This window comes from Streptomyces sp. NPDC012508, assembly GCF_042902595.1.
GTDB lineage: Bacteria > Actinomycetota > Actinomycetes > Streptomycetales > Streptomycetaceae > Streptomyces.
In genome coordinates this window covers 66,347-85,705 of the sequence record NZ_JBIBEO010000011.1, presented here as the reverse complement: position 1 = coordinate 85,705, position 19,359 = coordinate 66,347, and the positions used below count along the sequence as shown (strand labels likewise).

The window sequence follows — 19,359 nt, the reverse complement described above, 5'->3', positions numbered from 1 at the left end:
CTCCGGGTCGGCCGTGCCCCGCTCCAGGGCACGGCCGACGGGGTGATCAGAGCCGGTCGAGGTCGAGCGCCTCGGCCATCGCCTTGTAGCCGGCGTCGCCCGGGTGCAGGTGGTCGCCCGAGTCGAACGCGGGGAGCATGCGGTCCGGGTCGGCCGGGTCGGCGACGGCGCGGTCGAAGTCGACCACGGCGTCGTACGCGCCGGAGGTGCGGACCCAGTGGTTGAAGGCGTCCCGCTTTGCCTCGACGGCCGGGGTGTCGTAGAAGGAGCCCTTGACCGGGGTGAGCGTCGCGCCGACGACCTTGATGCCCCGGGCGTGGGCCTCGCGGATCAGCGCGCGGTGGCCCTCGATGAGCCGCTCGACCGGGACTTCGGGGGTGGGGGTGACGACGCCGCCGGCGAGGCTGCCGCCGAAGTCGTTGATGCCTTCGAGGAGGATGACCGTCCGCACGCCCGGTTCGGTGAGGACGTCCTTCTTGAACCGCTCGATGCCCTTCTCGCCCGCCCAGGTCGTGTCGTTGGTGACCTGGTTGCCGCCGATGCCGTGGTTGAGGACACTGCGTGGCTTCCCCGCGGCGGCGAAGCGCTCGGCCAGCTCGTCGGGGTATCGGTTGTTCGCCTCCAGGCCCGAGCCGACGCCGTCGGTGATGGAGTCGCCGAACGTCACGATGCCGTCCCGGCGGGCGGGAGCGCCGCCGCTCACCTCCACACCGGAGAGGTAGTACCAGGAACCGCTGCTCTCCTTGAACGCGGTGGCGGCGCGGTCGGAGCGGTGGTCACCGTCCGCGCGGTAGCTGGTGGCGGAGGCCATGTGGTGGAAGGTGGCGGGGCCGGTGGGCGCGGCGAGGTAGAGGGTGACCGTCACCGACTCCAGCGCCTTCACGGTGAACGGCACGCCGTCGCTGTACGCCGTGCCGCCGGCGGGGATCGTCACCGAGCGGCCCTTGCCGAAGGAGAGCTGCCGGACGGTACCGGCCCTCACGGAGGCGCCCTTGTCCGTGCGGGCCACGGTCGCGCCGGTGATCCGCAGCGGGGCCGTGCCGTAGCGGTTGGACAGTTCGATCCGCGCCGTGGTGCCGCCGGTCGTGACCCGGACGACCTGGCGGACCGTGTGGTCGGAGAAGCCCGCCTGGGACCAGTTGGGCCCGAAGGGTGCGGTCGGTGCGTGCGGCGAGGCGGCCCAGGCGCCGCGCCATGTGCCGCCGTCGTGGCGGGGCTCGGCGGCCACGGAGCCGCCGAGGGGGAGTGCGGTGAGCGCGGCGGCGGTCAGGACGGCAACGGTCGTACGTCGTAAGGGCGTTGTGATTCCGGTCAAGGTCGTCATGCAGGGGACAATCGGAGATGTGCTCCGGTTATTCCATGCTGGGCGGTGGCATGCGCGGTGACGCGGGCGGTGGCGTGTGCGGGCAGGACGGCCTGGACGCGCCGCGGCCGTGGGGCGCGCGCGTGACGCGTACCCCACGGCGGGATGTGTGCGGAGGAGCCTCAGGTGGTCGGGGGCTGGTCCTGTCCCCGCTGCGGGTCCTGGCCCCGCTGCCTGTCGATGTACTCCTGTGCCCTCTGCTGGCCCTGGTCGACATGGCCGGCGTGCTTGCCACCGGTCTTGTGGTCGATCATGTCGCCGCCTCGGTCGACGCCCTGCTGGGCCTTGTCCGGGTGCTGACCCATCATGCCCTTGAGCTTGTCCATGATCCCCATGATGTGCGTGACTCCTTCGAAAGGGACATACGGCCTATTCGACGCTACGCGCCCCCTGTCGTTTCCGCGCGCCGAACGGCTTAATGGTCTGGACCACAAAGGGTCTGGCTAGGATCCCGGCGTGCTCAGCTATCGCGGGACCTTCCCCCTCGCCGCCCTCGCCTCCGCCGTCCTCATAACCTCCGGCTGTACGCAGCCCCCTGACGACTCCCCGGCCGAGGGCGCCCCCGGCGCGCGCGGCTCCGCCCTCGCCGCCGTGGACACGCTCACGGTCAAGGGCCGTGCCCCCAAGACCGGCTACGACCGGGAGAAGTTCGGCCGGGCCTGGGCCGACGTCGACCGCAACGGCTGCGGCACCCGCGACGACATCCTCAGGCGCGACCTCGCGGACGTCCGCTTCAAGGACGGCCGCTGCAAGGTCGCCTCAGGGACCCTCGCCGCCGACCCGTACACCGGGGACCGCGTCGACTTCGTCCGAGGCCGCAGCAAGGTCGACATCGACCATCTCGTCGCGCTCTCCGACGCCTGGCAGAAGGGCGCGCAGAAGTGGGACGCGGAGAAGCGGCGGCGGTTCGCCAACGACCCGCTCAACCTGCTCGCCGTCGAGGCGACCGCCAACCGGCGCAAGTCCGACGGGGACGCGGCGACCTGGCTGCCGCCGAACAAGGAGTACCGCTGCACCTACGTCGCCGCGCAGGTCGCGGTGAAGAAGAAGTACGGGGTCTGGGTGACCAGCGGCGAGCGCGACGCGATGAAGAAGGTCCTCGGCCGCTGCCCGGAGCAGAGGCTTCCGTAAATCGTTTCTCCGTCACGCGAACGGTCGTTAGCCTGCGATCATGGAGCTGAACATAACGACCCTCGCCGAGCGCCCCGAACTCGAAGGCGCGATGTGGTCGATGAAGGACCTCTGGCCGGAGTTCACCCTCAACGACCCGGTGGGCTGGTCGCACTACGGCCGGATCGTCGCGGAACTGCCGGAGTTCGTCCTCGTCGCCACAGACCCCGGAGGCAAGGTCGTCGCCCGCGCGCTCAGCGTCCCCTTCCAGCTCCACACCAAGGACCGCGGCGAACTGCCCGCCACCGGCTGGGACCAGGTGCTGCTCTGGGCGTTCTCCGACCGGCGGCACGGGCGCGTCCCCGACACGGTGAGCGCGATCGAGGTCACCGTGGACACGAGCGCGCTCGGTCAGGGGCTGTCGGCGAAGATGCTCGGCGCCATGCGGGACAACGCCCGGCGTCTCGGCTTCTCGGAGGTCGTGGCTCCGGTCCGCCCCAACGGCAAGCACCTGGAGGCCGCGTCCTCCTTCCACGAGTACGCCTTCCGAACGCGCGAGTCGGACGGCCTGCCCCAGGACCCGTGGCTGCGCGTCCACGTCCGCGCCGGCGCCAAGGTGGAGGCCGTCTGCCCGGCCTCGATGACCGTCGCGGCCTCGGTGGAGCAGTGGCGCGCCTGGACCGGTCTGCCGTTCGACACGGACGGTCCGGTGGAGGTCGAGGGCGCGCTGGTCCCGGTGCACTGCGAGCTCTCCCGCGGCTACGCGGTCTACGTCGAGCCGAACGTGTGGGTCCGCCACACGCTGTGAACCTCGCGGCAGCCTGTGAACAGCGGCAGCCTGTGAACAGCGCGAAGGGTGTGACGGCCGCCCCCCTCCGGTGGCCCTCACACCCTCGCAGCCGTGTCCGCGTCCGTGCGGGTCAGCCGGTCTTCTTCTCGGACACGACGTCCTTGGCCGCCGGCGCCTTCGCCTCGACCGGCTTGCCGTAGTCGGTGAACGACATCGTCCCCGGCTCCTCCCCGCCCGCCGTCACGACCTTCAGGATGTGCGGCTCGCCCTGCGTCGCCACGTAGAGCGTGGTCGTCTCGCCGCCGGACTTCTCCGTGAGCGTCAGCGCCTTCTTGCCGCCGACGGTCGTCTCCTTGCCCTTCACCGCCAAGTTGACCCCCTGCTCGAAGTCGCCGAGGAGTGACTCCAGATCGCAGAGTTCGAGGTTGTCCTTGGCGTCCGGGTCGGTCACCGGCGTCTTCACCCAGCGGCCCTTCAACTCCTTGAGGATCGCAGCCTGGACCTCGGCCGGCTCTCCCTCCCCCTGGGCCCGCAGGAACGCCTCGTCGAAGCGGAGGTAGACGTCCTTGTCGTCGGCCTTGATCAGTTCGGCCGTGCCCGTCGTGCCGACGGTCAGGGTGCCGGCGCACTTTCCGCCGGTGTCCATCGCGAGGTACGCCTTCATCGGCCCGTCGGTCGTCTTGGTGGCGAGGTCGAGGGTCAGGGAGTCGGCCTTCTTCGTGGCGGCGATCGCCTTGTTGGCGATCTGAGGCCCGGTCAGGTCCCCGAAGGGCCCGGACGCCGCGGGCTTCGCGTCGTCGGAGAAGGGGCCGCAGGCGGTGGCGCCGAGCGCGACCGCGGCGCAGAGCACGGTGACGAGGGCCGTGCGACGGGTTCGGGGGCGGCGGGCGGCAGACATGGTGGTTCTCCGGGGGTGGGGAGGGTTACGGGCGTACGAAGGGCTGAGCGGTGGGGGGTGCGGCCGGGCCGGCGTGGCCGGCGGGGCCGGGTGTGACGGGGTGGGGCGGGGCGGGGTGGCCGGTAGGTCAGCCGACCTTCAGCTCCCACTGGGAGGCCTCGTGGTCCAGGCCGGGGCCGACCTCGACCGCGAGGTCCTTCGCGTCCTTCGGGGCGTCGAAGGCGTAGACGACCGTGGACTTCTTGCCGGGCAGGATGGTGCCGCTGAAGCCGGTGCCGACCTTGTCGTCGTAGATCTGCTCGGCGGTCACGCCCTCCTTGCCGGCCCGGGCGGTCACCGTCGCCAGCGCGGCGTCGAACTTCTCCGTGCCGCCGTTCTCGATGACGACGGTCACCTGGTACGCCTTGTTGCCCTTGGTGTGGCCGGACGCGAACTCGCCGGGCTTGTACGCCTTGGCCGCGGAGACCGTGACCTTGATGTCGTCGTAGATCGCGGTGTCACCGGCGGCGAGGCCCTTGCCGACGTTGCCCTTGCCCGCGCCCCCCTTGCCCGTGCTGCTCGACGGGTCCTTCGGGGCGGACTCCTCGATGGCCTTGTCGAGCTCGTTCACCGCGTCGTTCACGACGGTGTACGTGATGACCGCGCCGACCACCGAGAGGATCAGGGCCGCGAGGCCGAGGATCGCACCGGTCGTCGTCACGCCCTTGTTGTTCGCCTCGCCGCGCTTCACCCGGCCTCTGCCCGCGAGACCGAGGATCAGCGCGATCAGGCCGAGGATGCCGGCCAGCCAGAAGAGCAGCGGGATGACGCCGGAGATCGTGCCGATGATGCCGAGGACCAGGGCCGCGGTGCCGAGCCCGTTGCGCACGGCCACGTGCGGGACCTGCGGAACCTGCGGTGTCTGGGTGTCGTACGACATGGGTGTCCTCCCGGACATGACGTGCCGATGGTTGACGGAGGCCCTTCCGGACCCCGTGGAGCGATGAATCAATAACAGCAGAGCCTGTGAACCGAGTCAACACGGTTCACCGATTTTGAATCGGCTCACGCTGTGAAGGGAGGGGTCTTGCGTTCATCGGTAAGATCCGGGGTCACAGCACGTGTACGCGGGGAATCGTGCGGACAGCCAAGGGAGGCAGTCAGGTGCCGGAGCACGCAGCAGAGGTGACCGCCGCCGGGATCGCCCGGCTCGCCGGAGTCGGACGGGCCGCGGTGAGCAACTGGCGGCGCCGCCACGCCGACTTCCCCCGGCCCGTCGGCGGCACGGAGACCAGCCCCTCCTTCGCCCTCGCCGACGTCGAGCGCTGGCTCCGCGCCCAGGGCAAGCTCGCCGAGGTCCCCCTGCGCGAGCGCGTCTGGCAGCAGATCGCCGGCCATCCGGCGGGCGCCGTCACCGCCCTCGCCCAGGCAGGCTCCGTCCTCCTGCTCGTACGGGACCGCTCCACCGCCTGGCCGACGCTCGCCGCCGTCTCCGACGAACGGCTCGCCGAGACCCTGCCGGTCGCACTGGAAGAGGTCCTCACCGAACGCCTCGGCGCCGAGCGTGCGGTCCGTACGCCCGCAGCGGCCGAACTGGTCCCTGTCGTACCCCTCCTGCGCGGGGCCGCGGACCTCGCGGCCGAGATCGGCGCCCGCCAGGCCTTCGAGTTCCTGCTCGGCCGCCACCTCGACGCCAACCCGCGCCAGTACACGCTGACCCCGCCCGGCCCCGCCGCCCTGATGGCCGCACTCGCCGCCCCCGGCGCAGGCCCCCGCCCCACGGTCCTCGACCCGGCCTCAGGCACCGGCGGCCTCCTCCGCGCCGTCGACCACCCCGGCGCCCTGCACGGCCAGGACGCCGACGCCGACCTGGCCGCGCTCACCGCCCTGCGTCTCGCCCTCGCCTCCGACGCGGACATCCGCGTCCGCACCGGGGACAGCCTGCGCGCCGACGCCTTCCCGCACCTGACGGCGGACGTCGTGCTCTGCCACCCGCCGTTCAACGAGCGCAACTGGGGCCACGACGAACTGGCCTACGACCCCCGCTGGGAGTACGGCTTCCCGGCCCGTACGGAGTCCGAACTGGCCTGGGTCCAGCACGCCCTGGCACGGCTCCGCCCCGGCGGCACCGCCGTCCTGCTCATGCCGCCCGCCGCCGCCTCCCGCCGCTCCGGCCGCCGTATCCGCGCCGACCTCCTGCGCAGGGGCGCCCTGCGGGCCGTCGTCGCCCTGCCCGCCGGCGCGGCCCCGCCGTACGGCATCCCGCTCCACCTCTGGGTGCTGCGCAGGCCGGCCCCCGGTGCCACCCCGTCTCCGGAGCTCCTCGTCGTCGACACGGCCGGCGACCACATCGGCGGCGCGGGCCGCGACCGACTCGACTGGCAGGCCGTTCACAGCGCCGTCCTGGACGCCTGGCTGCCCTTCGACAAGCAGGGCACGGTCACCGAGACCCCCGGTGCGAGCAGGGCCGTGCCCGTCATCGAACTCCTCGACGACGACGTCGACCTGGCCCCCGCCCGCCATCTGCCGCCCCCGGCCGCGGGCGGCGGCGCCGGCGAACTCCTCGCGGTCCGCGACCGGCTGGCCGAGACCCTGGGCCGTACCGTCACGCTCACCCCACCCCCCGCGCTGCCCGCGGACACCGCCGCCGACCCGGCCGCCGCGGCCCGGCCCACCGGCGTCACCGTCGGCGAACTGGCCCGCACCGGCGCCCTCGAACTGCGCGCCGGCGGCACCGGAACGGCCTCCTTCACCGGCGCCCCCCTCCGCGTCCTCGGCGAGAACGACGTCTTCTCCGCCCAGCCGCCCTCCGGCTCCCTCCCCGACGGCGCCCCCGAGGAGCCGGTCGTCCTCGCCGAAGGCGACGTCGTCGTCCCCGTCCTCGGCGGCGGCTCCCTGGCCCGGGTCGTCGACGCGACCACCGCGGGAGCCGCCCTCGGCCGCAACCTCCAGCTTCTGCGCCCCGACCCCGCCGCGCTCGACCCCTGGTTCCTGGCCGGGTTCCTGCGCGGCACCGCCAACACCCGCCAGGCCAGCAGCTACGCCTCCACCGCCACCCGGCTCGACGTCCGCCGCCTCCAGCTCCCGCGCCTGCCGCTCGCCGAACAGCAGCGGTACGGGGAGCGGTTCAGGGCCCTCGCCGAGTTCGAGGACGCCCTGCGGCTCGCGGGCCGGCTCGGTGAGCAGCTGGTGCAAGGGCTGTACGACGGGCTGGCGGACGGCACGGTGGCCCCCTGAGCGGTGGCACGGCGATCGGTCCGACAACGGTTCGGTACATCCCTGAGCCGTTGTCCCTGTCGGTGTATACGCTCGTCTCCGCAACCGAACCGAACGCACAGGAGCAGGAATGTACGGCCACGGCTATGTGCCTCCGCCACCACCGCGTGCCCTTCCGGCCTCGGTGATCGTGCTCCGCGTGCTCTTCGCGATGCTGCCGCTGTTCAGCATCGGGTTCCTGACGTGGGGGACCATGATCCGGCTCGCCGTCGTGACCCGTCGTACGCTCGACTGGGTCCTGTGCGGGGTCTCCGCGGCCGTCATGATCACCGGCATGGTGCTGCTGCCGGAGGACATCGAGACGACGCAGGCGGACGTCGCCATGGGGATGATCCTCCTCAACGCGGCGGCGTTCACGGTCTACTTCCTGGTCGTCGACATCAAGCACGACAAGGTCCGTCTCGGTCTCGTGTCCCCGGCGGCCGCCGGCGGCGCGTACAGCCCGTACGGGACGACCGTGCCGCGCCCCCAGACCGGTTACGCCTACCCCCGGCAGGCGGTGCCGCCCCAGCCGGCCGTTCCGCCGCAGCCGCAGCCGCAGCCGCAGCCGCAGCCGCAGCCGCAGCCGCAGCCGCAGCCGCAGCCGCAGCCGCAGCCGCAGCACCAGCCGGTCCAGACCCCTCAGCCCGCGCCCCGGATCGACCAGGTCCGCGCCGAGCTGGACGAGCTGAGCGACCTCCTCCGCAAGGAGCCGAAGGACCAGAGGGACCAGAGGGACCCGCGAGAGGGCGGTCGGTGAACGGACGCGTCATCGGCGGGCGGTACGAACTGTCCACCGTCATCGGCCAGGGCGGCATGGGCCAGGTCTGGACGGCGTACGACGGACGGCTCGACCGCCGCGTCGCCGTCAAGCTGCTCCGGCCCGCCACCATGACCGGCCCCGCCACCGCCGCCGAGGAGCTGCGCCGCCGCTTCGTGCGCGAGTGCCGGGTCACGGCCCAGGTCGACCACCCCGGCCTGGTCACCGTCCACGACGCGGGCAGCGACGGGGACGACCTCTACCTCGTGATGCAGTACCTCGACGGCGCGGACCTCTCCGACCATCTCGCCGAGCACGACCCGTACCCCTGGGAGTGGGCCGTCTCCGTCGCCGCCCAGCTGTGCGCGGTGCTCGCCGCCGTCCACGCGGTGCCGATCGTCCACCGCGACCTGAAGCCGCGGAACGTGATGGTGCGTCCGGACGGCACGGTCACCGTCCTCGACCTCGGTGTGGCCTCCGTCCTGGACACCGACACCACCCGCCTCACCCACACCGGTTCGCCGATCGGCAGCCCGGCCTACATGGCGCCCGAGCAGGCGATGGGCGGTGCTGTCGGCCCGTACACCGATCTGTACGCGCTCGGCGTCCTGCTCCACGAACTCCTCAGCGGCAACGTCCCGTTCGCCGGGTCGACCGCGCTCGGCGTGCTGCACCGGCACCTGTACGAGCCGCCGCTGCCGGTCCGCCAGCTGCGCCCCGAGGTGCCGGAGGCCCTGGAGGCGCTGGTGCTGCGGCTGCTGACCAAGGACCCGCAGCACCGCCCCGCCGGGGCGCACGAGGTGTACGAGGCCCTGCTGCCGATGCTTCCCGCGCGCGGCGCCCCGGCGGGGCCGCTCGATCCGACGCGCCCCTTCCTGCGCCCGCACGCGCCCTGGCCCGACCGGGCTTCCACCCCGCCCCCGCCGGTGGCCCCTCCGGTCCCGCCGCCGGCCGCCCGGCCGGACGTGGCCGCCACGGTCGACGAGGTCAAGCGGCTGCTGGGCGAGGGCTCCCTGACCCGCGCCGTCGACCTCCTCGGCTCCATCCTGCCCGCGGCCGCCGCGGAGCACGGCGAGCACTCGCCCGTCGTCCGCATCCTGCGCAAGCAGTACGCGACGACCCTCATGGACGACGGCCAGTACCGCCGCGCCCTGCCGGAGCTCCGCCGGCTCGCGGAGGACCGCGCGGCGGAGTCCGGCCCGGCCGACCCGCAGACCCTGCAGTTCCGCTACGAGGCGGCGCAGTGTCTGGAGCAGCTGGGGGAGACGGCCGCCGCGCTGACGGAGTACCGCTCCCTGCTCCCGTTCGTCGAACACGGTGCGGACCAGAGCCGGTTCTTCGACATCCGCCGCCGGATCGGGAACCTCCTCCTGGCGATGGGCGACCACACGGCGGCACATCAGCAGCTCCAGGGGCTCCTGTACGACACGGAACGGGCATACGGCCCGTATCACGCGCTGCCGACGGACCTGCGGCGCGCGCTGGCGCGCCAGCAGCAGATGGGCCGCTTCGCCTGACGCGGGTCTGTGCCTGACCGGGCCGCTTGCCTGACGGGGCGCCAGAATCACGAGTCCACAACTGATGAGGAAGTGGATCTTCCGGGTCCGGTTTGCCCCTTCCGTGCGCTGTAGCGTTCGCGTCTGATCATGTTCACGTCCCCAAGGAATCCCTCATGACGACGCAGCCGCCCGCCTCCCCCGAGCAGCCCCTCGCGCCCGCCGAGCAGCCCGTGACGCCCGCCGAGCCGGCGAAGAAGAAGCGCAGCATAGGCAAGACGATCCTGAGCATCGTCGTGGCCATCGCCGCGATCCTGTTCTGGAAGCTCGGTCTCCCGTACCTGACGGGTGAGGCGCCCGTGTCCGCCAAGGTCGGCGAGTGCGTGACGGTGACCGGCCCGGACAACGACCCCGAGGTCAGCACCAAGCCCTGCGGCGAGAAGGTGCCCGACCTCTACAAGGTCGTGAAGGTCGTCGACGACACCTTCGACGTGGAGAAGTGCGGCGACGCGGGTGAGGTCGCGCTCGCGCAGCAGCTGGAGTCGTACAAGTTCGTCCTCTGCCTGAACCCCGTCAAGAACTGACGCGTGTCCATGTGAGGGGGCCGGACCCGGCGGGGTCCGGCCCCTTTCGCATGCGCCGGGACGGACCGGGCCGTGGGATCCCACGGGGCGGCGAGGCGCGAGATCAAAGACCAAAGAACCGGGGAAAGTACCCTCCCCACCCCTCCAGCCTCCCCAGGACGCGCCCGTCACCCACATGAGCGAACTGTGCCAACTGGGCTGGATTTGGTGCCGGTTGCCTGGCATATGCTCTCGGCGACCCAACTGAAAACAGTTCGGCCCCCGGCCGGGACTCGCAATCCCGATCGAGGGCCTGACCAACGAGGAAGCAACAACCTTCCCGATGGATACCCAGCACCCTAGCGCGCCCGCTCCTCGCGGGGGCGTCATCCACGTCAACGTGAAGCACACCAGCTGCTTCGTGGTGATCGGCAACCACCTCGCCCAGCACGAGGAGCTCACGCTGCTCGCGATCGGCCTCGCCGTTCACATCCAGTCGCTCCCCGCCGGTACCTGCATCTCGATCAGGTCGCTCGCGGAGCGCTTCCCTGAGGGCGAGATCCGTATCGCCGCCGCGCTGCGGGACCTGGAGGCGTACGGCTATCTCGCCAGGACCCTTGAGCGGCTGCCGGGCGGCCGGATGGCCACGCGCACGGTTTCGTACAACCGCCCGGGGGCGTCGGAGCCGGGACCCGATCCTGACGGACCGAACCCCGAGCCGGACCCGAAGGGCCCGGAACCCGAGCCCGAGCCCGAGCCCCGGGCCGAGCGGGCCCCGGTACCTCCGCCCGCGCCGCCGATCCGCCTGCCGGACGGCCCGGCGGCTGACCTCCTCCTCGGCCTGCGGGCCCACGACCCTCGCCTGCTGCTGTCGGTGCGGGACGTCCAGCGCCTGGCCCCTGGTGTCGACACCTGGCTGGCCCGGGGCGCCCACCCGGAGGCGATCAGTCGCACACTCACGGCGTGCCTCCCGGACCACCTGAAGTACCCGGCAGGCCTTCTCGCCCACCGCCTGACGGCCTGCTCCCACCGCCACTCCCGATCCAGGTGAAACCCCCGGCCCCCGACCCGATGCAGACCTGCGAGGACTGCGACCGCGCCTTCCGCGCCCCGGAACCGGGCCGGTGCCGCGACTGCGGCCCCTCGGCGGAGAAGCTCGCAGCGTGAACTGAGGGCGTCGGCAAGGGCATCAGGATGAGGGCGCGTCCAGCTGCGGCGCCAGCCGCACCTCGGTCACGCTCACGCCCTCCGGAGCGCCGAACGCCTCGACCATGACGCCGCTGTCGATGTCGGTCACCTGCAGAGCCACGTGCTCGGCTCCCACGCGCAGGTCGAGCCTGGCCACGGGCTCCCCCGCGAAGTCCGGCATGCGGTGGATCCGCGCCGCCGGGTAGTTCAGGCTCGTCAACTTCCTCCGCAACTGCTCGTACGTGGCCGTGTCCGTCCCCGAGAACGCCTTGCCGATGCGCAGGCTGTGCCTCTGCGCGACACACTCCTCTGTCGCGGTCAGCGGCACCGGGTCGACCAGGACGGGCAGGGTGGAGTCGGGGGTCGGCTCCGTTCCCGTGGTGTCGGCCACGGAGGCCGACGCCACGCCGTCGACGCCGTTGGAGACGTCGGGCGCACAGCTCTGCGAGAAGAGGTCCGCCATCTCGAGGAACCGGGCCTCCATGGCATTGCTCGCTGTGGCGGTGTTGGCCATGGAGGGCTGACCGGCGGTGGCGTTCTGCGCGCCGAAGCCGGCCAGGACGACGACGCCGCCGAGCGCGGCGGCCAGCAGGGACTTCGGGAAGAGGTTCGATCGCATGTCCGCACTCTGCGGGTTGCCGACCACCGCCGACATGAGCACCGGTACTCAATCCGATGGGTACCGAGCGCAGTTCAGGTTTCGGCGGGTGGGCTGAGGCACGCCCCCTGCGGCCGGAGGCGGATACTCCTTCGGGTGACCCTTGCCACCGAGAGCCTCCGTACCGCCCGGCTCGCCCTCCTTCCCCTGGCCGTCGCGCATGCAGAGGAGATGGCCGGGGTGCTCGGTGACCCCGGGCTCCACACCTTCATCGGCGGTGCGCCGCCCACCGTGCCGGAGCTCCGTGCCCGCTACGAGCGCCAGACCGCGGGGTCGCCCGAGGACGGGGTCATCTGGTGCAACTGGGTCGTCCGGCTCCGGGAGGGGGACGAGGGGCCGCTCGTCGGTACGGTCCAGGCGACTCTCCACCGTGCCGGGACCGCCGAGATCGCCTGGGTCGTCGGGACGCCCTGGCAGGGGCGTGGGATCGCCACCGAGGCCGTCCGGGGGATGGTCGCCCGGCTCACCGAGCACGGCGTGCGGACGTTCGTCGCGCACATCCACCCCGACCACGCCGCGTCCGCCGCCGTCGCCACAGCCGCCGGGCTCACGCCCACCGGGGAGCGGCACGAGGGCGAGGTCCGCTGGCACCTCGACGTCGCGTCGCACCGGACGACGGCCTGACGATGGCGTGTCTCCGCCCGGCTCAGCCGTAGCGCCGGACGACGGCGTGTCTCCGCCCGGCTCAGCCCGTCTGCGCCAGCGCGTCCGCCCGTACGTCCGTCGGCGGTGGGGTCTCCGAGGGGGAGCCTCCCTGCCGGCCCTGTCGTTCCCGGCGGGACCTCCACCACACCCATACCGCCAGCAGCACCGCCGCCACGGCGCCGAGGCCCAGGCCCGCTCGCAGGCCCGGCGGGCGGAAGTCGCAGCTCACCGACGTCCGGCCGTCGAGCGGCACGGCCACCAGGCCGCCGTACGAAGCCGCCGGGCGGCCCTCGCAGGTCCAGCCCGCGATCCTCGGGGCCGCGATCAGCGCCGTTCCCCTCGTCCCCGGCGGGAGATCCGCGCGGATACCGCTGCCGGTGACGTCGACCGAGGTCGCCGCCTTCGCGCGCAGGCCCTCCACCGCAGCCGCCAGCCGCGCCCGGTCCAGGCAGCCGATCTCGTGGTCACGGCCGCGTTCGCCCTTCAGGGTCACGACCGTGCCCGCCGACTCCTGGACGCCCAGGGAGGCCAGCGCGGCCCGCCGCTTCGGCATCTGGCCGCTCATCCTCACCGGCGTGCCGCCCGCGCCGAGCCGGGCCGTCCCCCTGAAGTCGGGGGCCCAGAGGAAGACTTCGCTGCCGACCGGACAGGCCGCCTTGCCCGGAAGCGTGTACACCGACGAGCCGAGCAGCATCTCCTGGTTGCGGAACGGAGAGGCCCCGTACCGCGGTACGGCCGCTCCCTCCGGACGTACCGTCACCAGCGGCAGCACCGCATCCGTCCGTACCACCCGGTCGCCCCGCCATCGCGCGCCGACGCCGAACAGCGCGTCCGTCACCGGGTTGTCCAGGCTCTGCAGATTGCGCCCGCGCGAGGTCCAGCCGCCGCCGAGCGAGGCCAGCGTCTCCGTCAGCACGGTCGGCGTGTGGCTGCTGTAGTACGCGGCGCCCTGGCCGCCGAAGAGCATCGGCTCGTTGCCGGTGATCTGCTCGCGGCCGGAGTCGGTGCGGTACGCCGGCCAGCCGTCGGCCTCGGCGAGCGCCGCGGTCCGCCGGTCCTGCTCCGCGCCCCAGGCCGGATAGTCGTCGAGCCGGCCGAGCCGCTCCCGGTCCGCGTACGCCGTGGTCGCCGCCGCCTGCCCGACGAGCGCCCCGGCCAGCAGGGCCGCCGCGACCACCGGGAGCTTCCCGCGCGCGGCCAGCCACAGCGCGCCCGTCGCCGCGGCCAGACCGAGGGCGAACAGCGGGTACGACCAGCCGGTCACCAGCTCGCTGGCGACCGCGCCGACCCCGACCGCCGCCGTCACGCCGACCCCGCCGAGCAGCGCGCGCCGCCCGGGCCAGCCGTACGAGAGGACGGTCCAGGCGACGAGGACCAGGACCCCGGAGAAGACGAACGTCTGCCGGTACGGGCTGCCGTTCGGCGTGGCGAAGACATGCCACACCAGATGCGTCGGCGCCCACTGGAGCGACAGCGCGACCGCGACCGCGAACCCGGCCCACAGCCACCGTTCCCGGCGCGGCACCTTCCGGTGGAACAGCAGCGCCCCGGCGAGCAGCAGGGTGCCGGTGCCCAGGAACGCGGCGGGGGTGTAGAAGCCGTACGTCGCCGGGAGCAGCCGCGCGAGGAAGTCCGACCAGCCGGCCGCCTGGAAGTCGTTCGTCCAGCCCGGGTACGCGTGCGTGGAGCCGAGGAACACCGGCACGAGGACCGGCGCGGCGAGCCCGATCCCGAGCAGCACGGTGGCCATCGCCCGGACCACCACCCGGACGCGCAGCTCGTGAGCGGCCGCGAGCCGGAGCAGGAGCACGACCGCGGCCCCGATGGTCGCCATGTACGCGGTGTAGAAGTTGCCCACCCAGCACAGCGCGACGACCAGGGGACCGAGCAGCGGGCGGCGGCCCTGCCGTGCCCAGTCGCCGACCAGGACCAGCAGCGGGAAGGCGATCAGCCCGTCGAGCCACATCGGGTTGTACGTGGCCTCGATGACCGACCAGCCGCACAGTCCGTACGACGCGCCGAGCACCGCCGCCGCCCACCAGGGGCCGGGCCGCAGGCGCAGCAGTGTCACCGTCATGGCGGCCGCGGCGGCGGCCATCTTCAGGACGGTGACGGCGTAGACCGCGTACTCGATGTCCTCGCGCGGGAAGAGCGCCACGAGGAGCGCGAACGGGCTGCCCAGATACGTCCCGAGGTCGGGCAGGAAGCTGGTGCCCCAGCCGGACTGCCAGTTGAGGAGCAGCCCGCCGTCTCCCCGTCCGTGCAGCAGGTCCCACAGATGGGCGTGGTAGGGGACGAACTGGTTGGCCAGGTCGTTGACGCTCCGGCGTTCCGGACCGAAGGGGAACGTGCGGGCGACCGCGTCGCCCGCGAACACCGCGAGGACGGTGAGGAACGAGGCGAGGCCGGCGGACCGGCCCACGGCCGGTGTGGTCTGAGCAGGCATGATGGTGCGAATATGCCAGTACGGAACACGAAATGGTGATCGAGCGGGGCCAGTTCACCGAATGGTCGCCTGGCCGTCATGTTTCGAATCGGCCGGAGACATCCGCGTGGGCTGTCGTGTCCTTCGTGCTGCTCTCGATCGTGGTTCCGTGTTTCAACGAAGAGGAGATCATCGGTCGCTTCCACGACCATGTGACCACCGAACTCTCCGCTTTCGACGGAGAATTCGAGCTGGTCTATGTGGACGACGGAAGTCACGACCGGACTCTCCCTCTCCTGGAGGAGATCGCCGCCTCCGACCCCCGCGCCCGCTACGTCTCCTTCAGCCGTAACTTCGGCAAGGAGGCCGCGATGCTGGCCGGTCTCCAGCACGCCGAGGGCGACGCGGTCGTCATCATGGACGCCGACCTCCAGCATCCGCCGGAGCTCGTGCACCGCATGGTGGCCCTGCACGCCGAGGGGTACGACCAGGTCATCGCCCGGCGCACCCGCAAGGGCGACCGGGTCACCCGCACCATGACGGCGCGCCTCTATTACTGGGCGATCAACCGGCTGGTGGACGTCGAGCTGGTGGACGGTGTCGGCGACTTCCGGCTGCTCTCGCGCCGTACCGTCGACGCGATCCTCGAACTCACCGAGTACAACCGTTTCTCCAAGGGCCTTTTCGCCTGGGTCGGATTCCGCACCACCACATTCGAGTACGAGAATGCGGTGCGCGAGCAGGGCCGCTCGAAATGGACGTTCGGAAAGCTGCTCAACTACGGTCTCGACGGGCTGCTCTCCTTCAACAACAAACCGCTTCGGGCCGCCGTCTATCTGGGAATGATCCTGGTCTCGGTGGCGCTGGCGTACGCGGCCTGGATCGTCGGGGACGCGCTGGTGAACGGCGTGGACACGCCCGGATACGTCACGCTGCTCGTCATCGTCACGGCGCTCGCCGGCGTCCAGATGGTGATGCTCGGGCTCGTCGGCGAGTACGTGGGACGCATCTACTACGAGGTGAAGCGGCGGCCGCATTTCCTGGTGAAGGCCACGAACGCCGATGTTCCGCGGCCCAGGACCGACACCAGCCGAACCGTTACGTCGTTGGTCGAGACAGTCACGACGAAGTAGTGGCCGCGAAGGAGTGGCCCCGGCTCCGGTGACTGCCTAACATCGATCACCGCAAGGTCGTTCCACCCGCCCGTCACCCGACCACCACCCCTCAACGAGGCGCTTCGCGCCGCACCTGCTGAATGACCCACGCCGGGAGGCTCCTTTGCACCGCCGCACTGCGCTCTCCGTCTCCGCCGCGCTCCTCGCCGCGGCGCCGCTGCTCACCGCCTGCGGCGGTGAGGCCCACCCAGGGGCGGCGGCCGTCGTGGACGGCGAACGGATCGAGGTGTCCAGCCTCCAGGCGCAGGTACGGGACGTGCGGACCGCGCAGGAGGCCTCGCCGCAGGCGGCGCAGCTGATCGAGGCGACCGGTGACCTCAGTCGCGAGAAGCTCAACGTGATGATCTTCGACCGGGTGGTCGACCGGGTCGCCGAGGACAACGGGATCACGGCCTCGCGCGGCGAGATCCAGAAGGCCAGGGACGAGTTCACCCAGCAGAGCGGCGGCCAGGAGCAGCTCGCCGCGACGCTGCTCCAGCAGCAGGGCGTCGCGCCGGACCAGATCGACGGGGTCGTCCGCCGCACGGTCCTGATGAACAAGATCGCCGCCAAGCTGGGCATCGCGAACACCCCCGAGGGCCAGAAGAAGCTCACCGATGTCTTCACCGCCGCCTCCAAGGACCTCGACATCGATGTGAACCCGCGCTTCGGTGCGTGGGACGACGAAAAGATCCAGCTGGGCACGTTCACGGCCCCGTGGGTGCGCCAGATCAGCCAGGACCCGGCGGCCGCCGAAGCGGGTGCGTGACCGCCTCGGCGTCCACGTAAGGTCGAAGGGTGAACGCTGAATCACCCGTCGAGCCCGGCCGTATCGTCCTGCTCACCGCCAGCCACCGCGTGGCGCCCGGACTGCTGTCCTGGCCCGCGTGGCAGGCGCTGCACGGCGCCGACCGGGTGGTGTGCGCCGACGAGAACCACCCGCAGCTGCCGTACCTGCGTGAGGCCGGGGTCGCCGTCGAGCACGCCCGCCCCGCCGCGCAGGACCTCGTCGACGCGTGCACCGGGGGCCGGACCGTCGTCGTCCTGCCCTCCGGTGAGGGCGACCAGGCGCTGACGGACGGGCTCGCCCGGCTGGCCGGCTCGGGCCGGGTGACGATGCCCGATCTGGAGCTGCTCCCCGGTTCGTACGACCTGCCCGGGGCTCGCCTCCTCGACCTGGTGCAGGTCATGGACCGGATCAGGCGCGAGTGCCCGTGGTCCTCGCGCCAGAGCCACAAGGGACTCGCCAAGTACGGCATCGAGGAGGCGTACGAACTCGTCGAGGCGATCGAGGAGGGCGACCGCGACGAGCTGCGCGAGGAGCTCGGGGACGTCCTGCTCCAGGTCGTCTTCCACGCGCGGATCGCGGAGGAGGACGAGGAGGAACCCTTCTCCGTCGACGACGTCGCCGGGACGATCGTGGAGAAGCTGATCCACCGCCACCCGCACGTCTTCGGCGACGCCACGGCCGAGACGCCGGAAGAGGTCAAGGAGCACTGGCTGCGCACCAAGGCGATCGAGAAGCAGCGCGACTCGGTCACCGAAGGGGTGCCGCTCGGTCAGCCCGGCCTCGCGCTCGCCGCGAAGCTTGCGGGCCGGGTGCGGACGGCGGGCCTGGACGTCGAACTGCCGAAGGGTGAGGGGATCGGCTACGAGCTGCTCGAGCTCGCGGCACGGGCGGAGGTGTCGGGCGTCGACCCGGAAGCGGCCCTGCGCGCGGCCGCCCGCGTGTACCGGGACACGATCCTCGCGGCGGAGGCCGCCCTCAGGACGGCGTGAACGCACGGAGCGGGGCCACCGGGGCTTGCGAGAGCACCGGGAGCGGCGGGGTGTCGGCCGGGTTCTGATCAGGGGCCGTGCGGTGCCCGTGCCGCCGGGTCGTGCCAGGGGACTTCCGGGGGGTCGATGAACCACTCCGCCGTGCCGATCGCACGGGTGCCGAAGCCGGCCACGGCCGGCAGGCGGTCGTGGTGGACGCGGGCCGCGCCGAGATGGTCGAGGACCGGGAGGGCCTCGGCGAGGAAGCCGGGCGGACCCGCCAGGTACACGTCGTGGGCCGGCCAGTTGCCGCAGGTGTACAGCGCGTGGAGCAGCCGCTCGGTGGCCTGGTCGCGGGGGTGGCGGGGCGCGGAGGTGATGTACGTGACGTGCAGCCCGGGTATCCGTTCCCGCAGGCGCTCGGCGTCCTCCTTCCCGTACAGGTACTCCTTCGCGCGCGCGACGAGGAAGAGCCGGGCCTCGACGCCCTCCGGTCCTGCCGCCACCTCTTCGAGCAGCGCCTTGACGGGCGCCCAGCCGGTCCCGGCGGCGATGTAGCTGCGCGGGTCGCCCGGCGCGGTCCGCGCGGTCAGCGCGCCGCCGGGCGCGCTCAGCCGCAGCCACTCGCCCTCCCGCGTGTCGTCGACGAGCGCCGTGCTCATCGCACCGCCCGGGATGCGGCTGACGTGCAGGTCCACCGTCCCGTCCGCGCGGACGGCGTTGGCCAGGGAGTACGTCCGCCACACCCGGGGGACCCGCAGCGAGCTGACGCCGACGTACTGTCCGGGCAGATGGGCGAAGGGGCGGCGCGGCTTCAGGGTGAGGACCGCCAGGTCCTCGCCGAGCAGCTCGCGCCGGACGACGACGGCGTCCCACCACGCCGGCTGCCCCTCGGCCTCGGCCTGGTCGGCGCCTCGCATCATGAGCTCGGCGACGTACCCGTACGCCTCGGTCCACGCCTTCTCGGCCTCGACGGTCCAGGCGGCCCCGGCGGCGTGGGCGAAGGCGGCGGTGAGGCTGGAGCCGAGAGCGGCGTAGAGCGCGGGGGTGGCGAGGAACTTGCGGTGGTCGCGTCCCAGATGGGCGAGGTACTCCGGCAGCCCGGGGTCCTCCAGGTGGGCCACGACATGGGTGAGCGCGGCGAAGAGCCGGTCGCGCTGGGCCCGCATGTCCTCGGGGAAGAGCTCGCGGACGCCCGGGTTGTGCCAGAACAGATGGGAGTAGAAGAAGGTGACGGCATGTTCGGCCCGCCTCTCGACGACGGCGAACGTGCTTCTGAGTAACTGGGCATCCACGCGGGAGAATCTAGGCCACGCG

Annotated in this window: 17 protein-coding genes and 1 pseudogene; 11 read left to right on the top strand and 7 right to left on the bottom strand. The window is 72.3% G+C overall.

Annotated features, from left to right (window positions below):
• Positions 1 to 46: 46 nt before the first annotated feature.
• On the bottom strand, positions 47 to 1,324 hold the full coding sequence (locus ACFY8U_RS32475; RefSeq protein ID WP_389575777.1) for an SGNH/GDSL hydrolase family protein: 1,278 nt from the start codon (positions 1,322 to 1,324) through the stop codon (positions 47 to 49).
• A 161-nt stretch (positions 1,325 to 1,485) separates the two neighbouring features.
• Positions 1,486 to 1,698 carry an antitoxin gene (locus tag ACFY8U_RS32470; protein ID WP_389575776.1) on the bottom strand — a complete coding sequence of 71 codons (213 nt, stop codon included), beginning with the start codon at positions 1,696 to 1,698 and terminating at the stop codon, positions 1,486 to 1,488.
• A 121-nt stretch (positions 1,699 to 1,819) separates the two neighbouring features.
• Here ACFY8U_RS32470 and ACFY8U_RS32465 point away from each other — a divergent pair, with 121 nt between their 5' ends.
• A complete protein-coding gene (locus tag ACFY8U_RS32465) occupies positions 1,820 to 2,494 on the top strand; it encodes an HNH endonuclease family protein (RefSeq protein WP_389575775.1) in 675 nt (224 codons plus the stop codon).
• Positions 2,495 to 2,534: 40 nt separating this feature from the next.
• Entirely contained in the window at positions 2,535 to 3,281 is a 747-nt protein-coding gene (locus ACFY8U_RS32460) for an N-acetyltransferase (RefSeq protein ID WP_389575774.1), read from the top strand.
• A 112-nt stretch (positions 3,282 to 3,393) separates the two neighbouring features.
• Here the strand turns inward: ACFY8U_RS32460 and ACFY8U_RS32455 are convergent, their stop codons facing one another.
• On the bottom strand, positions 3,394 to 4,161 hold the full coding sequence (locus tag ACFY8U_RS32455) for a hypothetical protein (RefSeq protein WP_389575773.1): 768 nt from the start codon (positions 4,159 to 4,161) through the stop codon (positions 3,394 to 3,396).
• Between the two features lie 127 nt (positions 4,162 to 4,288).
• Positions 4,289 to 5,080: a DUF4352 domain-containing protein gene (locus ACFY8U_RS32450; protein ID WP_389575772.1), complete on the bottom strand. Its 792-nt coding sequence runs from the start codon at positions 5,078 to 5,080 to the stop codon at positions 4,289 to 4,291.
• Between the two features lie 224 nt (positions 5,081 to 5,304).
• Here ACFY8U_RS32450 and ACFY8U_RS32445 point away from each other — a divergent pair, with 224 nt between their 5' ends.
• The 5 genes and pseudogenes from ACFY8U_RS32445 to ACFY8U_RS32425 all read left to right on the top strand — a co-directional run bounded on the left by ACFY8U_RS32445 (position 5,305) and on the right by ACFY8U_RS32425 (position 11,381).
• The gene (locus tag ACFY8U_RS32445) at positions 5,305 to 7,377 is read left to right on the top strand and encodes an N-6 DNA methylase (protein ID WP_389575771.1); all 2,073 of its coding nucleotides are present in this window, start codon (positions 5,305 to 5,307) and stop codon (positions 7,375 to 7,377) included.
• 109 nt (positions 7,378 to 7,486) lie between these two features.
• Positions 7,487 to 8,155: a hypothetical protein gene (locus ACFY8U_RS32440; RefSeq protein WP_389575770.1), complete on the top strand. Its 669-nt coding sequence runs from the start codon at positions 7,487 to 7,489 to the stop codon at positions 8,153 to 8,155.
• Positions 8,152 to 9,672, top strand: coding sequence for a protein kinase (locus tag ACFY8U_RS32435; RefSeq protein ID WP_389575769.1), 1,521 nt, complete (start codon positions 8,152 to 8,154; stop codon positions 9,670 to 9,672). The genes ACFY8U_RS32440 and ACFY8U_RS32435 overlap by 4 nt, the downstream gene beginning before the upstream one ends.
• 155 nt (positions 9,673 to 9,827) lie before the next feature.
• Complete coding sequence (locus ACFY8U_RS32430) at positions 9,828 to 10,235, top strand: hypothetical protein (RefSeq protein ID WP_361438592.1); 408 nt, start codon at positions 9,828 to 9,830, stop codon at positions 10,233 to 10,235.
• Positions 10,236 to 10,557: 322 nt separating this feature from the next.
• A pseudogene (locus ACFY8U_RS32425) lies at positions 10,558 to 11,381 on the top strand (helix-turn-helix domain-containing protein).
• Positions 11,382 to 11,403: 22 nt separating this feature from the next.
• Here the strand turns inward: ACFY8U_RS32425 and ACFY8U_RS32420 are convergent.
• The gene (locus tag ACFY8U_RS32420) at positions 11,404 to 12,021 is read right to left on the bottom strand and encodes a hypothetical protein (RefSeq protein WP_389575768.1); all 618 of its coding nucleotides are present in this window, start codon (positions 12,019 to 12,021) and stop codon (positions 11,404 to 11,406) included.
• Between the two features lie 135 nt (positions 12,022 to 12,156).
• Between ACFY8U_RS32420 and ACFY8U_RS32415 the strand changes: the two genes are divergently transcribed.
• Complete coding sequence (locus ACFY8U_RS32415) at positions 12,157 to 12,684, top strand: GNAT family N-acetyltransferase (RefSeq protein WP_389575767.1); 528 nt, start codon at positions 12,157 to 12,159, stop codon at positions 12,682 to 12,684.
• 61 nt (positions 12,685 to 12,745) lie between these two features.
• On the opposite strand, the gene ACFY8U_RS32410 is transcribed toward ACFY8U_RS32415, so the two are convergent.
• A complete protein-coding gene (locus tag ACFY8U_RS32410; protein ID WP_389575766.1) occupies positions 12,746 to 15,151 on the bottom strand; it encodes a YfhO family protein in 2,406 nt (801 codons plus the stop codon).
• 125 nt (positions 15,152 to 15,276) lie between these two features.
• Between ACFY8U_RS32410 and ACFY8U_RS32405 the strand changes: the two genes are divergently transcribed.
• From ACFY8U_RS32405 to ACFY8U_RS32395, 3 genes are all read left to right on the top strand, one after another.
• A complete protein-coding gene (locus ACFY8U_RS32405) occupies positions 15,277 to 16,263 on the top strand; it encodes a glycosyltransferase family 2 protein (protein ID WP_389575765.1) in 987 nt (328 codons plus the stop codon).
• 145 nt (positions 16,264 to 16,408) lie between these two features.
• Complete coding sequence (locus tag ACFY8U_RS32400; protein WP_389575764.1) at positions 16,409 to 17,053, top strand: SurA N-terminal domain-containing protein; 645 nt, start codon at positions 16,409 to 16,411, stop codon at positions 17,051 to 17,053.
• A gap of 29 nt (positions 17,054 to 17,082) precedes the next feature.
• Complete coding sequence (locus ACFY8U_RS32395) at positions 17,083 to 18,063, top strand: nucleoside triphosphate pyrophosphohydrolase (RefSeq protein ID WP_389575763.1); 981 nt, start codon at positions 17,083 to 17,085, stop codon at positions 18,061 to 18,063.
• Between the two features lie 68 nt (positions 18,064 to 18,131).
• Here ACFY8U_RS32395 and ACFY8U_RS32390 read toward each other — a convergent pair whose 3' ends face one another.
• A complete protein-coding gene (locus ACFY8U_RS32390) occupies positions 18,132 to 19,337 on the bottom strand; it encodes a globin domain-containing protein (protein ID WP_389575762.1) in 1,206 nt (401 codons plus the stop codon).
• Positions 19,338 to 19,359 lie beyond the last annotated feature (22 nt).

Bases quoted from the DNA above. Each gene is read 5' to 3' on its own strand.
- ACFY8U_RS32475 (WP_389575777.1), bottom strand. From the start codon at position 1,324: ATGACGACCTTGACCGGAATCACAACGCCCTTACGACGTACGACCGTT.
- ACFY8U_RS32470 (WP_389575776.1), bottom strand. From the start codon at position 1,698: ATGGGGATCATGGACAAGCTCAAGGGCATGATGGGTCAGCACCCGGAC.
- ACFY8U_RS32460 (WP_389575774.1), top strand. From the start codon at position 2,535: ATGGAGCTGAACATAACGACCCTCGCCGAGCGCCCCGAACTCGAAGGC.
- ACFY8U_RS32455 (WP_389575773.1), bottom strand. From the start codon at position 4,161: ATGTCTGCCGCCCGCCGCCCCCGAACCCGTCGCACGGCCCTCGTCACC.
- ACFY8U_RS32450 (WP_389575772.1), bottom strand. From the start codon at position 5,080: ATGTCGTACGACACCCAGACACCGCAGGTTCCGCAGGTCCCGCACGTG.
- ACFY8U_RS32440 (WP_389575770.1), top strand. From the start codon at position 7,487: ATGTACGGCCACGGCTATGTGCCTCCGCCACCACCGCGTGCCCTTCCG.
- ACFY8U_RS32430 (WP_361438592.1), top strand. From the start codon at position 9,828: ATGACGACGCAGCCGCCCGCCTCCCCCGAGCAGCCCCTCGCGCCCGCC.
- ACFY8U_RS32420 (WP_389575768.1), bottom strand. From the start codon at position 12,021: ATGCGATCGAACCTCTTCCCGAAGTCCCTGCTGGCCGCCGCGCTCGGC.
- ACFY8U_RS32410 (WP_389575766.1), bottom strand. From the start codon at position 15,151: ATGCCTGCTCAGACCACACCGGCCGTGGGCCGGTCCGCCGGCCTCGCC.